Origin of the sequence: Clostridium sp. AM34-11AC, from assembly GCF_003435375.1 — a bacterium.
In the GTDB taxonomy this organism is placed as follows: Bacteria; Bacillota; Clostridia; order Lachnospirales; family Lachnospiraceae; genus Pilosibacter; species Pilosibacter fragilis.
In genome coordinates, this window is the sequence record NZ_QWGL01000005.1 from 15,581 (window position 1) to 28,981 (window position 13,401).

The following is a 13,401-nucleotide window of genomic DNA, read 5'->3' on the forward strand; positions in this document are numbered from 1 at the left end:
TTATTCAGCGTCCTCTGCTTTTTCTGTTGTCTCTGTGAAGTCTTCTGCTGCTTCCTCTTCCTCACCGAATGCTTCTTCAGCACGTGCTCTGTTGATCTCCTTAGCCTCTGCAAGAACATCCTCAGCGTTTGCCTGGATGTTGGAAGCTGTTGTCATAACGCACTCTTTTGCGCGGAGACCTGCTGCGAGGCAGTTGATGTATAACTTCTTAGCGTCCTGGCTTCCGAGAACCTTGACACCAGCTGTCCCGAAAAGAACACCGCCTGCGAATACTGCAACATTTTTTAATTTCAAGCATTTCTTAACATCGAACATTTTAAATTCCTCCTGTAAGTAAAAAATATAATTTAATAGTAAATGATCTGTCCTGTTTAAAGCCTGCTGACCTGGCTTTTAGCTGCCGGATCACTTATGCTTATATCCGGTATACATCACCATAGCAAAGCAGAAAACAGTTGCCCACGCCCAGAATTTATGGTGTTTCATCGGTTTTCACTCCCTTGCGTTTTACTTGGCAGAACGTCGAAAACCGGAAGGCTTTCAAGCATTTTCCACATGGTAACTCTTCGCCCCCAAGTTAGTCAATCATAATATTTTATGTTGAAAAATTTTGTCATTTTCTGATAATTTACAGTCATTCCTAACTCTATGACCTGCTGTTTTCTCCGCGTTTATGACGCACTGAAGGAACAGCATTTTTCTTTCTCTTTTTCGGTCTGTCTGAGACCGTTCTTTCCGTGGAACTCCGGGGCGATAACCTCGTTTTCCCCGTCTGCGCGCACTCCTGTTTCATCCGTAAATACATACTGGTAAACGCGCTTTAAGACGCCCATCTCCTCCAGCATGCGGATCGTGCGGTAGACTGTGGAAAGGCCCACGGTGGAATCTCTCTGTACCGCCTCATAGTAGACTTCCTTGCAGTCGGTCCAGTTCTGTTCTAAGATCACATCAAGGATGACCATTCTCTGCTTTGTAATACGCTTCCCAAGTCTCTGGAACTCATTAACGATGTCTTTCTTCTGCCACATCCGGCATCCCTCTCATTCCTAAAAAGTGTGTTCCTGCCCTGCAGAGAGCCAGGCATTTGGAGTTTCAACCGAAACCGTTTTTTCGTTTACGCCCGCTTCCACTCGATATTGCGGAGCACATAGCCGGCCTTGCTCACGATGTCACGGATCTCACGGTCTGTCAGTTTTGTCTTCATGCGGACATCGGCTTCCTTCTTCTCGAGGTTTACCTCAGCCCAGTTGCCATCCTTCTCATTGAACGCATTCTCCACATGGAGCTTGCAGTGTTTGCATTTCATGCCGTCCACTCCGATGACTGCGTAGTACGGATAGTCTGAAGCATTTTTATCCTGCACTTTGATCTTCTTTTCTACATCTTTCGTTCCGCAGCAGCCATAGGTGAACTGGCGGATCGAACCTTTCACCGCGAAGATCGCGACTACGATCAATGCGACGATAATAATACCATTTATCATGACGGATCACGCCTCCTCTTAATTTTCAGAAACTACAGTTTTTCATTCCCCATGGGGTATCTTCTTTCACCTGTTAGTTTCTACTAACAAAGATTAGCACCAACTAACCATCTTGTCAATCCTCTTTGTCACTTTTTTGACATTTTATTTCAATACAAAAAATACTCTCATCCCTGACAGTGCCGTTCTTCTCATACTGGCTCTTCGCCTGCTCTCCGGAGACAGGCATCTGCAGTTGTTCCTGCTGCCCTCTTCTCTTTTTATTTTGCATAAAGTTTTACTTTAGCGGAACTTTCAAAAATGAATGTGCCTTGGCACATTCCCGCGCGAGCTATTACGCAAAACAGGCAGCCTGTCTCCAGGCTGCCCATCTCTATATAATATTCATTTACGGTGCGATCGAAAACATCTCATTCACGGTCTTCGAATCCAGGCTGTGGTTGTATACAAGATTCTCATACTCCACCAGCTGTTCCTTCCAATCGTAGTCCCCGCTCTCCGCGTCCTCCCAGCTGTGGTAGGTTCCGTCGGATTCCCAGATTCCAAGGTGATGGATGATCGGAAGCTTTTCGGAAAGCTGTAAGAGAAATTCGTTGTACGGGGTGAGTGACAGGTTCGCGCGCTTTAATACATAGGAGGAAAGGTAAATTGCACCTAACCGTCCCATGTCCTCCGAAGGCTGGTCGTAGTTGGTCCAGATCACAAACGGGGTCTCGTACCAGACCATTTTCTGCTCATTCGGAACCTTCGCACTCTCCACGCCCATAGCCTCATCGAAGAACTCGTCCTCGATTCCCGGCTGATGGTCGCCGAACATGACGATCATCGTCGGCTGGTCGCACTGGGAGAAATAATTTACAAGCCACTCAAAAGCTTCATCAGATTTCTTCACGAGGGACAGATACATGTCTGCCTCCGGATACTTTCCTTCCATGTCCCCGGTGAGCCATACTTCCTGGTCAAAATTCGCGTATGGGATCGTATAGCCGCCGTGGTTCTGCATGGTCACATTAAAGAGGAACAGCTTGTCATCCGGATTTGCCTTCTGCTCGATATACTCGGTGATGACCTTAAAATCGCTCAGGTCACTGATATAATTTCGAAGTTCATCCCGGCTTTCGTAGGCGCTGATATCCATGAAATCGCTGAAGCCCATGTTGTTGTAGCAGATGCGGCGGTTCCAGTTCTCAGCCGGGTACGGGTGCATGGCAACCGGTGTGTATCCCTGATCCCTCACCGTGCTGACCATGGAGCGGACGCCCGGATTTACATAGAACTGATAAGCCACACTTCCTCTCGGCATCAGATACATAGAGTCACCGATCAGAAATTCAAACTCAGAGTTGCTGGTCATGGCGCCAAATACCGGCATGCAGAGCTTTCCTTTTACGGTGTTCTCCGTCAGGCTGTGGAGAAACGGGAGATAATCGATATTTGTCGTAAAATCTCCGTCCACCGCCAGATCGGAAAGACTCTCGTTCATGATACAGATAATATTCGTCGGCTGGACCGCGTCCCCGGACGCCACCACTGCAGCAGTCTCCCCATTCCGCTCCTTCTCACTGTCCACATATTTGTCGCAGATTTCCTGGATCTTCGCCTGGGAGTAACCTCCCGGCGCTTTCTTTACCAGATATTTGATCGAGATTGCGGAGGACAGGATATAGCCATTCTCTGCGTAGGAGGTCGTCGGATCCCAAAGGTTTACCTCCAGAGACAGGCCTGAGATCATAAAGTTATAAAAGCAGGCGATAAACGCAGCAACCGCACCAGCAGAAACGCTGAATACCACTGCTCTTTTCTTTTTTCCTTTTACCCGCACAAACACAAACTGCGCCAGCGCGTTCCATATGATCAGGAGAACACCGCAGATGATCATCATAAATGTCGGGGTGTAATCGTAGCTTCCTGCAACCGTCATCGCGGTCTTCACCGCCAGAACATCGCCCATCATGATCGGACGGCTTCTGAAGGAAACGACAAACGCCTCCGCCAGGGAGATCGCATAGAGGATCACAGAAGAGACCGGAACGGAAATCCGGGTGCTGCCGGAGATTCCGAATACCAGAAGGTACAGCGCGAACATCCATACAATGTTGAGCACCGCGTTCTTCGGAAGTACCATCACAAAGTTTCCGGTCACGAACTCGAACATGACATAGGAGAACACCGGCGATAATAAAAATAATGCGATAGCGCCTGCATGTTTCAGTCTGTGGTCTTCCCTCTCTTCATACTCCCCTGTTCTTTCTTCAAACTTTTCGTCCATATACGTTTATTTCACTTTCTAAATCTGTCTGTCAGAAACTTGTTCAGCAAAATCTCATCCGCAGGGCTTGCCACCGGCAGCTGCTTCCGGATCCATAGCAATTTAAAAGAACTGCTGTCGATAGTTTTCCAAGTGCATAGCCGCCCAAACGTGTGCCTGCTGGACTTTTATCTTCTATTACATTAATTTCTATGGGAATTCTCTCCCTCACGGATCGCCCAGCGCATCTTCGTGGATCTCGCCCTCGGATTTCTCTGACATTCCTCCGCGGACGGGCGGATCACATCGTTTGCCACGTCACTGTAAAGTCCATCTTTTTTGCCTTCTTTGAAGTAATACTTTACGAGACGGTCCTCGCCGGAATGGAACGTCAGGATCGCCGCTCTTCCGCCCGGTGCCAGGATACCCGGAAGCTTTGTAAGGAAACTTTCCAAAACCTCAAATTCCTGGTTTACATCGATCCGGAGTGCCTGGAAACATCTCTGGCAGGACTTCTTCACCGCTTCCTTCCGCTCTTTTTCCGGAATGAAGGAAAGTGTTGTCTCAATGACTTCCTTAAGTCCTGTCGTCGTCTCAATATACTGGCGCTTTCTATTTCTCTTCGCAATTTCCCTCGCGATCTCCTCCGCATACGGCTCGTCGGAATTTTCCACAAACATTCCGGCGATTTCTTCCATATCCATCTGCTTTAACCGCTCCGCCGCGGAGATCCCCTTTTCCGGATTCAGTCTCAGGTCTAACGGACCGTCCGCCTTGTAGGTAAATCCGCGTTCCGGGTTATCGATCTGCATGGAGGACACACCGAGATCCGCCAGAACGAAATCAAAAAGTCCGGTCTCCGGGACAAGCTTATCGATATCCGCGAAGTTCATCTGCTTCACCGTAAGGATGTCCTCGTCAAATCCGCGCTCCTTTAACCGTGCCTTCGTCTTCACGATCTCGATGGGATCCACGTCAAGGCCGTACATGTGTCCCTGTCCCTCGAGTTTCTTCAACATCTCCGTTGTGTGCCCGCCGTAACCCAATGTAGCGTCAAGCCCCTGCATTCCCGGCCTGATATCCAGGAAATCCAGGATCTCGTTCACACAGATCGAGATGTGCATGCCTGCCGGAGTGCTGCCTTTTTTGATGACCTTCTCGACCGTGTCAGCATATTTCTCCGGATTCTGTTCTTTATACTTTTCCTCAAACCGTTTCGGATGTGTCCCGCTGTAACGGACACGCCGCTTGTGTACCGGTGCTCCCTGTACCTCTTTTTCTTCCATGTCAAAACCTCGTATTTATCGCTGTTTTTCTACACATACCGGTTTATCTTAACATATTCTTCATATAAATGTAAAGTATCTTTTCGTTGACAGAAATTATGGCTCTTCCGGAGTGCTGCCGTTCACGCCCAGCCAGATAGCCACCGGTTTTTCCAGTACTTCACACTCCTAATCACTCAATCGTCAAAATCCTGTCATATTTGTTCGAGATGCGCATATATTTCAAATTTGTCATCTTTTTTCTAAATATTCTGCCTTTTACTTGTTTTTGCATCATAAAACTGATATAATGATTTTATTGTAACTGCTCCGTGTTTCCGTGTCTTCGATCAGCGAAAAAACTCAAAACGCTGGTCTGACGGACAGTTATCATATAATTACAATACCTGGAGGGATGCTACATGAAAGGCAACATTATCGTTGGACAGTCCGGTGGCCCGACTGCCGCTATCAATTCCAGTCTCGCGGGCGTTTACCGCACCGCTATCGACCGCGGAGCAAAAAAAGTATACGGCATGCGTCACGGCATTCAGGGTCTCTTAAACGAAGATTATATCGATCTTTCCGAACATATCCAGACGGATCTGGACGTAGAACTTTTAAAACGCACACCTGCTGCCTATCTCGGATCATGCCGCTATAAGCTCCCGGAGATCCATGAGGACATCGCTACATACGATAAAATCTTTTCTATTCTCGATAAGCTTGAGATCGAGTGCTTTATCTATATCGGCGGAAACGATTCCATGGATACAATCAAAAAGCTGTCCGACTACGCGATCTTAAGGGGTCATCCAACCAAATTTTTAGGCGTTCCGAAGACTATCGACAACGATCTCGCCCTGACCGACCACACACCGGGATACGGCAGCGCGGCGAAATACATCGGAACATCAGTGAAAGAGATCATCCAGGACAGCCAGGCGCTGATCTACGATAAGGGTCTTGTCACCATCGTCGAGATCATGGGACGAAACGCCGGATGGCTCGTTGGTGCCGCGGCGCTCTCAAAAGGCGAGGACTGCGATGGACCGGACCTGATCTACGTTCCGGAACTTCCCTTCGATATCGACAATTTCCTTGTCCGCATTAAGGAACTCCTGGCAGAAAAGACTTTCGTTGTGGTCGCCGTCTCCGAAGGCATCCGACTGGCGGACGGACGTTATGTGTGCGAGCTCACCGACGGTGTGGATTTCGTTGACGCCTTCGGCCACAAGCAGCTCACAGGCACCGCGAACTATCTTGCCCGCCGTCTGGCTCAGGAGATTGGCTGCAAGACGAGAACCATAGAGCTTAGCTCCATGCAGAGAGCGGCCTCCCATCTGGCATCCCGAATCGACATTCTGGAAGCTTTCCAGGTCGGCGGTGCCGCCGTGAAGGCAGCCGACGAGGGCGATACCGGTGAGATGGTCATCATCAAACGTCTCTCCGATGACCCGTACCAGTCCACCACAGACCTTAGAAATGTCCACAAGGTCTCCAATGTGGAAAAAGTGGTCCCGAGGGAATGGATCACCGAGGACGGTACCTACGTCACCGACGAGTTTATCAGCTATGTCCGCCCGCTGATCCAGGGTGACGTGTCACCAGTTATGGTGGACGGAATTCCGCGATATCTGTATCATAAGAAGAAATAATGGCAGAAACCTTTTTCCCTGCCGCGGCGGGCCGCAACGGCAGCAGCTTTTTATAACCGCATAAGTTTCCTTTAAGGATTTCTAATGAGCTTAAAAGACCTCCTACAGGAATACAGAACCATAAACTTAGATTCTGTCTCCTGGGAGGTCTTTCTTTATTCATCTTTATTCATTCCTGCTGCCATCATTCATGGTTTCCAAGCTTTCCAATGATTCCGACAGGCACTTTCTGACATTTTTACGCGTCAGATCTTGAAAACGCATTCTTCATGGAATTGCTGAGCTCAAAGAGCACATGATCCAGGGTATTTCCTGTCTCCTCTTTCAACATCTTCGCGATCTCGCGGTTCGCTTCTTCTAAAAGTCTTCTGCTCTCCGCCGGATCCGTAACCTTCGCCGCCTCTTTATCATACTTGTTGAGCAGCGCATGCCCCTTCGCCTCCACAGCGTTCTGGTAGCGCTCGATGTGGATCGCGGATTTTGCGAAGGACGCGTCCGCCATAGCCGCGATCATTCTCGCGGACCAGTAGAAGTTCTCTGTAGAGACTTCCTTCGTGGTGTTCGCAAGGTACTCCGGTGTCTCGTCCACAGCCGCGTAGAACGGAACCAGGGTGTTGAACGCGTTTGACGCGAAAGCCAGCCACTGGACCGCCTGACAGTTTGCCGGGGCACCCGGGCGCATCTGGATCAGAGCAAGGAAATCATTGCGGTTGATGCCGATAGCGCGGTATTTGCCCTTCTGGAGCCCGTCACCGCTCCTTGCGTACGGATCGTAAGGGGTTCCCTGGAAATGGGAGGAAAGAGCATACTTGACATCCTCCACCGTGATCTTCTTCTCCGGAACCATGCTCCACGGGATATCGTCGGATTCCGGTCTGTAGTCCGCGTCCGGTCCGTCCCACTTCTTTGTCTTCGGATTAAAGTAGCGCTCCATGAACCATGCTCTTGGTGTATTGTAGATATGGTCGGAATCGCTGTGGCTTCCAAATGCCGCGCGGGCATCAAAATTGCTTCCATTTCCTCCGTTTAAGGAGAGGTCCAGGTGGTTCTCAGCGATAAACTCTCTTAAGTCGGAAGAACACATATGTTCATTCTGCTCGGAGAACGCGTCGTTTAAGTCAAAATCATCGATACCGAACTGGTTCGGCATCACCACGTAACGGTCATCCGGAACACGCTTTGCGATCCAGTGATGTCCGCCGATGGTCTCAAGCCACCAGATCTCGTTGACGTCCTGGAACGCGATACCGTTCATCTCGTAAGTCCCGTACTTCTCCAAAAGACTTCCGAGGCGGATCACACCTTCTCTCGCGCTGCTGATATACGGAAGCGTGATGTACACAAGGTCTTCCTCACCGATTCCACCGACGATCTCCTCTTTTCCGTCCTCCGCCGGCTGTAACTTTACAAGCGGGTCTGCTCCGAGAACACGAGCGTTGGATGTGATCGTTTCCGTAGCTGTCATGCCGACATTCTTTTCATTAACGCCGCTGGCCGCCCAGATTCCCTTTCCCTTAATGGCGTTCGGAACTGCCGTAAACTTCATCGGATCTCCCGGAAGATCGATCTCAGCATGAGAGAGAACAGACTTATAAACCTTCAGCTGCTCCTCCGGGTGGATCACCACAAATTTTTTCGCCGTAAAGTGTCCGGAACCGGAATCATCATTTCTCGCGATCATCGTTGAACCGTCATAAGACGCGTTTTTTCCTACAAGAATCGTTGTGCATGCCATGTCAAATACCCTCCAAAACTATAATATGCGGCCGTCACTGTCCGCCAGCCGCGGATACGTCCAGTTTAGTACGCTTCGGAGTTTCTGTCAACTAACTGAGGTACCGCGGCAAAGCAGCACCTCACACAGAACCTCCTGTCAACAGTCTCTTTCAGGTTCATGGTAATCGGCAGCTTCTTCCGAATGCACAGCAGCGCAGAACGCCCCAGGGGAATTTTCTCTCCCTGGGGCATTCTCTTATTTCTTCCAAATATTCAATTACTTAAAGTACTTCACACCACTCTCAAACAGCTTCAGATCCTGCTCGCCTGTGATGTTCTTTGCAACATAGTCGCCGCGTCTCTCAGCATGGCCCATCTTACCGTAGACACGTCCATCCGGGCTTGTGATACCTTCGATCGCCATGAAGGAGCCGTTCGGGTTCCAGTATTCGTCCATGGTCGGAACACCGTTAAGGTCAACGTACTGGGTCGCAACCTGTCCGTTTGCGAAGAGCTTGTCGATCCACTCCTTCGGAGCCACGAAACGTCCCTCGCCGTGGGATACCGGGTTCGTGTAAATACTACCGAGCTCTGCGCCTGCAAGCCACGGGGACTTGTTGGAAACAACCTTTAAGTTAACCATCTTGGAAACGTGGCGTCCGATGGTGTTGTAGGTTAAGGTCGGGGAATCCGGCTTCTGCTCTACGATCTTTCCTTCCGGCACAAGACCAAGCTTGATGAGAGCCTGGAAACCGTTACAGATACCGAGCATTAATCCGTCACGCTCATTTAAGAGCTTCATGATCTCGTCCTTTAATACCTCGTTGCGGAACGCGGTAGCGAAGAACTTCGCGGAACCTTCCGGCTCATCGCCTGCGGAGAAGCCGCCCGGGAACATGACGATCTGGGACTGCTCGATGCTCTTTCTGTAGACTTCTACGGAATCGCGGATGTCCTCGGCGCTCATGTTCTTGAATACCTTTGTGATGACCTTTGCACCCGCACGTTCAAATGCCTTTGTGCTGTCGTACTCGCAGTTTGTTCCCGGGAATACCGGAATAAATACAGTCGGAGTACCGATCTTATGATTGCAGATCACAACGTTCTCTGCCTTAAATACTTCGTTCTTAACTTCTTCTTTCCTGACATCGCTCTCTGTCGGGAATACATCCTCGAGAGCCGCGTCCCATGTCTTTAATGCCTCATCGAGAGTGATGGAGACATTGCCGTACTCAAAGACCGCCTTGTCGGTAACCTCACCGATGACACGGTAGCTCATCTGAAGCTCGCCGACCTTATCAGCCGGAACCTCGCAGACGATATTGCCCCATGCCGGTGCAAAGAAGTCTCTCGGATCCACGTCATGCTCGATCTTGACACCGAGGTGGTTTCCGAAGGCCATCTTGCTGACTGCCTCTGCGATTCCGTTTGCCTCTGCGGCGTACGCGGAGATCACGCGGCCTGCCTTGATGTCCTCATGGAGTTTATCATATCCAGCCATGATCTGGGCATAATCCGGAAGATCATAGGAATCTTTTTTAATTTCAAATACAACGATCTTATTTCCGGCCTTCTTGAATTCCGGGGAGATCATGTTCTTCGCGCTTGCAACGTCAACCGCGAAGGAAACCAGAGTCGGCGGAACGTCGATCTCTTTTCCGCTCTCCTCATCGAAGGTACCAGACATGCTGTCCTTGCCGCCGATGGACGGAAGTCCGAAGCCCAGCTGCGCGTTGTAGGCACCGAGGAGTGCTGCGAACGGCTGGCTCCATCTTGTCGGCTCGCTGCTCATTCTGCGGAAGTACTCCTGGAATGTGAAACGGATCTTCCTGTAGTCGCCGCCTGCTGCTGCGATCTTAGCGACAGATGTGAGGACTGCGTAGATCGCGCCGTGATACGGGCTCCAGCTGGAAAGATACGGATCAAAGCCGTAGCTCATCATGGTCACAGCATCGCACTTTCCTTCGAGAACCGGAAGCTTTGCAACCATGGTCTGGATCTCAGTCTGCTGATATTTTCCACCGTACGGCATCATAACGGTAGACGCGCCGATGGAGGAGTCGAACATCTCCACGAGACCTTTCTGGGAGCAGACATTTAAGGAACCGAGCATCTTCAGCCATTTTTCCTTAACGTCTCCTACTTCTTTCTTTTCAAACGGTGTTCCCTCATGGTTCGGAACCTCCAGGGTAACGTCTGTCTCCTGATGAGCGCCGTTTGTGTCGAGGAATGCACGGCTTAAGTCAACGATGGTCTTTCCCCGCCATGTGAGGACGAGTCTCGGGCTCTCTGTGACTGTTGCGACTGTGACAGCCTCAAGGTTCTCCTCTTTGGCGTATCCTAAGAATGTGTCAACATCTTTCGGATCAACGACAACTGCCATTCTCTCCTGGGACTCAGAGATCGCAAGCTCTGTTCCGTCAAGACCTGCGTACTTTTTCGGTACTTTATCGAGATCAATCAGAAGTCCGTCAGCGAGCTCACCGATCGCTACGGAAACTCCGCCTGCGCCAAAGTCGTTGCACTTTTTGATCAGTTTGGAAACTTCCGGACGGCGGAACATTCTCTGGATCTTTCTCTCGGTCGGGGCGTTACCTTTCTGGACCTCAGCGCCGCAGACCTCGATGGATGCCTCTGTGTGTACCTTGGAGGAACCTGTCGCACCGCCGATTCCGTCACGGCCGGTACGTCCACCGAGAAGGATGATCACATCACCCGGATCGGATGTCTCACGGATCACGTTCTTTCTCGGAGCTGCCGCCATAACGGCACCGATCTCCATTCTCTTCGCAACATAGCCCGGATGGTAGAGTTCTTTTACATAACCGGTCGCAAGACCGATCTGGTTTCCGTAGGAGCTGTATCCATGGGCAGCCTCTGTAACGATCTTTCTCTGCGGAAGCTTGCCCTTTAATGTCTGATTTAACGGCTTTGTCGGGTCAGCGGCACCTGTGATGCGCATTGCCTGGTATACATAGGTACGTCCGGAAAGCGGGTCACGGATCGCGCCGCCAAGACAGGTTGCTGCGCCGCCGAAGGGTTCGATCTCTGTCGGGTGGTTATGGGTCTCGTTCTTGAAGTTTACGAGCCACTCCTCGGTCTTTCCGTCGATCTCCACCGGAACGACGATGGAGCAGGCGTTGATCTCGTCGGATACCTCAAGATCCTCTAACTTGCCCTCTTTGCGGAGTTTCTTCATACCCATGATCGCAAGGTCCATGAGACATACGAACTTGTCGTCGCGTCCTTTGTAGATCTCCTTGTGGTCAGCAAGGTACTGGTTGTAGGTATCCTCGATCGGTTTCTTGTAGTCGCCCTCTGTGAATGTCACATTCTTGAGTTCTGTGGAGAATGTGGTGTGGCGGCAGTGATCGGACCAGTATGTATCAAGCACGCGGATCTCTGTCACAGACGGATCTCTGTGCTCTTCGTTCTTATAATAGTTCTGGATGTGAAGGAAGTCTTTGAAGGTCATTGCGAGGTTTAAGGAACTGTAGAGTTTCTTTAATGCAGCCTCGTCCATGTCCTTGAAGCCGTCGAAGACCGCAACGTCCTCCGGCACATCAAATACAGTCACAAGTGTCTCCGGGATCTCCTCGGATGCCTCTCTGGAGTCCACCGGGTTGATACAGAAGGACTTGATCGCTGCGGTCTCCTCTGCGGAAAGCTTTCCGGAGATCACGTAGGTCATTGCGGAGCGGATCACCGGCTCCTCGTTCTCGTTTAATAGCTTTACACACTGCTCTGCGGAATCGGCTCTCTGGTCAAACTGTCCCGGCAGATACTCAACGGAGAATACCACATCATCCGCACTGTGCGGGAATGTCTCCTCAAACACATCGTCTACCGGCGGCTCGGAAAAAATCGTTCCGAGTGCCTCTTTATATACGTCCTCAGAAATATTTTCGATATCGTAGCGGACTAACACACGGACGCCCGTTACCCCTGTAATGTCAAGATAGCTCTCGATCTCCTCGCGAAGCTCTCTCGCCTTGATTGCATATTCCGGTTTCTTCTCAACAAATACGCGCTTTACGCTCATAGTCTCTCCTCCTGGAAAACGGCTTTGTCAGATGGTTTTCATTTTGCCTTAATCATAGCACAGGTCAGTGTGATTAGTAAAGTTAATATATTTAATTATTTTTATTATTTATACTTATATGTTGATTTTAACTCTGTAAGCTCTGGTTGATCTTGCTCATGCTCAGCGCGTCCATGGTCACCTTCATGATCTCCCGGACCTCGTCCTCGGTCATCTTCATGCGCTCCGCAAGCTCGGAAAGCTTTGCCTCGCGTCCAAGCTCCTCCGCCATGGATTTCGATACCTCCTGAAGCACATTGACGCGGGCTAACATCTCCTCCTCGATATCCGCTTCCTTCTTCTGATCGTTGATGATCTCCTCCATACGGACACGGATCCGGCTCTCCAGAAGTTTTTCAAAACTACCCTCGAACCCTTCATCTGCCAGCATCATGAGCTCCAGACTGGCTTCCTGGATCAGGTCCGCCATCGGAACACCTTTGTTGATGTAATCCTGAACGAAGAACAGAGCGTTCTTTAAGTTGCCCTCGATGAGGCGCTCTCTCGCCGCCTTGTTTCCGTTCCGGATCTCGCCGAGAAGCTTCGCGTTCTCCGCCTCGCTGCATGGCGGGATCGCCGCGATCTCCTCCATATATACGCGGTAGATGTCCTCCGCGCTTAAATCCTCCTCGGAGTTGTTGAACTCGTCGTCAACCTTCGCGTTCTCTATTTCGTTCTCATATCTCATTTTTTCTGCCATAGCCTCTATAAACCTCTCTGATTTTTCTTGATTACTGCTTCAGCTTTCACAGTTATTCTCTCTTCGCAAAGCTTTTTTTCTTCTCCTTTGCACCTGTTTTTCTTATTTTTCGCACGACGGATTTCTTCTTCCGGCCCCGCCGCCTTTCCGTAATCATACCATATTTTCCACCCGGCTTCCAGACAAAACCACACTTTCTCGTTTTTTCCTCTTTTCAAATCCCGGTTCCTGTGATAAAATAGCCTTGTTT

10 protein-coding genes are annotated in these 13,401 nt (G+C 50.1%); 1 reads left to right on the forward strand and 9 read right to left on the reverse strand.

The features are described from left to right. From DW826_RS05095 to rsmH, 5 genes are all read right to left on the reverse strand, one after another. Complete coding sequence (locus DW826_RS05095; protein WP_117483211.1) at positions 1–315, reverse strand: DUF6110 family protein; 315 nt, start codon at positions 313–315, stop codon at positions 1–3. Between the two features lie 356 nt (positions 316–671). Next, positions 672–1,028: a transcriptional repressor gene (locus tag DW826_RS18945; protein ID WP_117483212.1), complete on the reverse strand. Its 357-nt coding sequence runs from the start codon at positions 1,026–1,028 to the stop codon at positions 672–674. An 86-nt stretch (positions 1,029–1,114) separates the two neighbouring features. Next, a complete protein-coding gene (locus tag DW826_RS05105; protein WP_117552222.1) occupies positions 1,115–1,483 on the reverse strand; it encodes a heavy metal-associated domain-containing protein in 369 nt (122 codons plus the stop codon). A 388-nt stretch (positions 1,484–1,871) separates the two neighbouring features. Beyond that, on the reverse strand, positions 1,872–3,752 hold the full coding sequence (locus tag DW826_RS05110) for an LTA synthase family protein (RefSeq protein ID WP_117552223.1): 1,881 nt from the start codon (positions 3,750–3,752) through the stop codon (positions 1,872–1,874). A gap of 182 nt (positions 3,753–3,934) precedes the next feature. Next, positions 3,935–5,017 carry a 16S rRNA (cytosine(1402)-N(4))-methyltransferase RsmH gene (gene rsmH / locus DW826_RS05115; RefSeq protein WP_015554250.1) on the reverse strand — a complete coding sequence of 361 codons (1,083 nt, stop codon included), beginning with the start codon at positions 5,015–5,017 and terminating at the stop codon, positions 3,935–3,937. Positions 5,018–5,418: 401 nt separating this feature from the next. Between rsmH and DW826_RS05120 the strand changes: the two genes are divergently transcribed. After that, positions 5,419–6,654 carry a 6-phosphofructokinase gene (locus tag DW826_RS05120; RefSeq protein WP_015554249.1) on the forward strand — a complete coding sequence of 412 codons (1,236 nt, stop codon included), beginning with the start codon at positions 5,419–5,421 and terminating at the stop codon, positions 6,652–6,654. Positions 6,655–6,892: 238 nt separating this feature from the next. Here the strand turns inward: DW826_RS05120 and DW826_RS05125 are convergent, their stop codons facing one another. The 4 genes from DW826_RS05125 to DW826_RS05140 all read right to left on the reverse strand — a co-directional run bounded on the left by DW826_RS05125 (position 6,893) and on the right by DW826_RS05140 (position 13,369). Then, complete coding sequence (locus DW826_RS05125; RefSeq protein ID WP_117552224.1) at positions 6,893–8,389, reverse strand: C69 family dipeptidase; 1,497 nt, start codon at positions 8,387–8,389, stop codon at positions 6,893–6,895. 258 nt (positions 8,390–8,647) lie between these two features. After that, positions 8,648–12,412: a phosphoribosylformylglycinamidine synthase gene (locus DW826_RS05130; RefSeq protein WP_117552225.1), complete on the reverse strand. Its 3,765-nt coding sequence runs from the start codon at positions 12,410–12,412 to the stop codon at positions 8,648–8,650. A gap of 127 nt (positions 12,413–12,539) precedes the next feature. Further along, positions 12,540–13,151 (reverse strand): sigma-70 domain-containing protein, encoded by a 612-nt coding sequence (locus tag DW826_RS05135; protein ID WP_015554247.1) that lies wholly within the window; start codon positions 13,149–13,151, stop codon positions 12,540–12,542. Positions 13,152–13,156: 5 nt separating this feature from the next. Further along, a complete protein-coding gene (locus tag DW826_RS05140) occupies positions 13,157–13,369 on the reverse strand; it encodes a hypothetical protein (RefSeq protein WP_117552226.1) in 213 nt (70 codons plus the stop codon). Positions 13,370–13,401: the final 32 nt, after the last annotated feature.

Bases quoted from the DNA above. Each gene is read 5' to 3' on its own strand.
- DW826_RS05095 (WP_117483211.1), bottom strand. From the start codon at position 315: ATGTTCGATGTTAAGAAATGCTTGAAATTAAAAAATGTTGCAGTATTC.
- DW826_RS18945 (WP_117483212.1), bottom strand. From the start codon at position 1,028: ATGTGGCAGAAGAAAGACATCGTTAATGAGTTCCAGAGACTTGGGAAG.
- DW826_RS05105 (WP_117552222.1), bottom strand. From the start codon at position 1,483: ATGATAAATGGTATTATTATCGTCGCATTGATCGTAGTCGCGATCTTC.
- DW826_RS05110 (WP_117552223.1), bottom strand. From the start codon at position 3,752: ATGGACGAAAAGTTTGAAGAAAGAACAGGGGAGTATGAAGAGAGGGAA.
- rsmH (WP_015554250.1), bottom strand. From the start codon at position 5,017: ATGGAAGAAAAAGAGGTACAGGGAGCACCGGTACACAAGCGGCGTGTC.
- DW826_RS05120 (WP_015554249.1), top strand. From the start codon at position 5,419: ATGAAAGGCAACATTATCGTTGGACAGTCCGGTGGCCCGACTGCCGCT.
- DW826_RS05125 (WP_117552224.1), bottom strand. From the start codon at position 8,389: ATGGCATGCACAACGATTCTTGTAGGAAAAAACGCGTCTTATGACGGT.
- DW826_RS05130 (WP_117552225.1), bottom strand. From the start codon at position 12,412: ATGAGCGTAAAGCGCGTATTTGTTGAGAAGAAACCGGAATATGCAATC.
- DW826_RS05135 (WP_015554247.1), bottom strand. From the start codon at position 13,151: ATGGCAGAAAAAATGAGATATGAGAACGAAATAGAGAACGCGAAGGTT.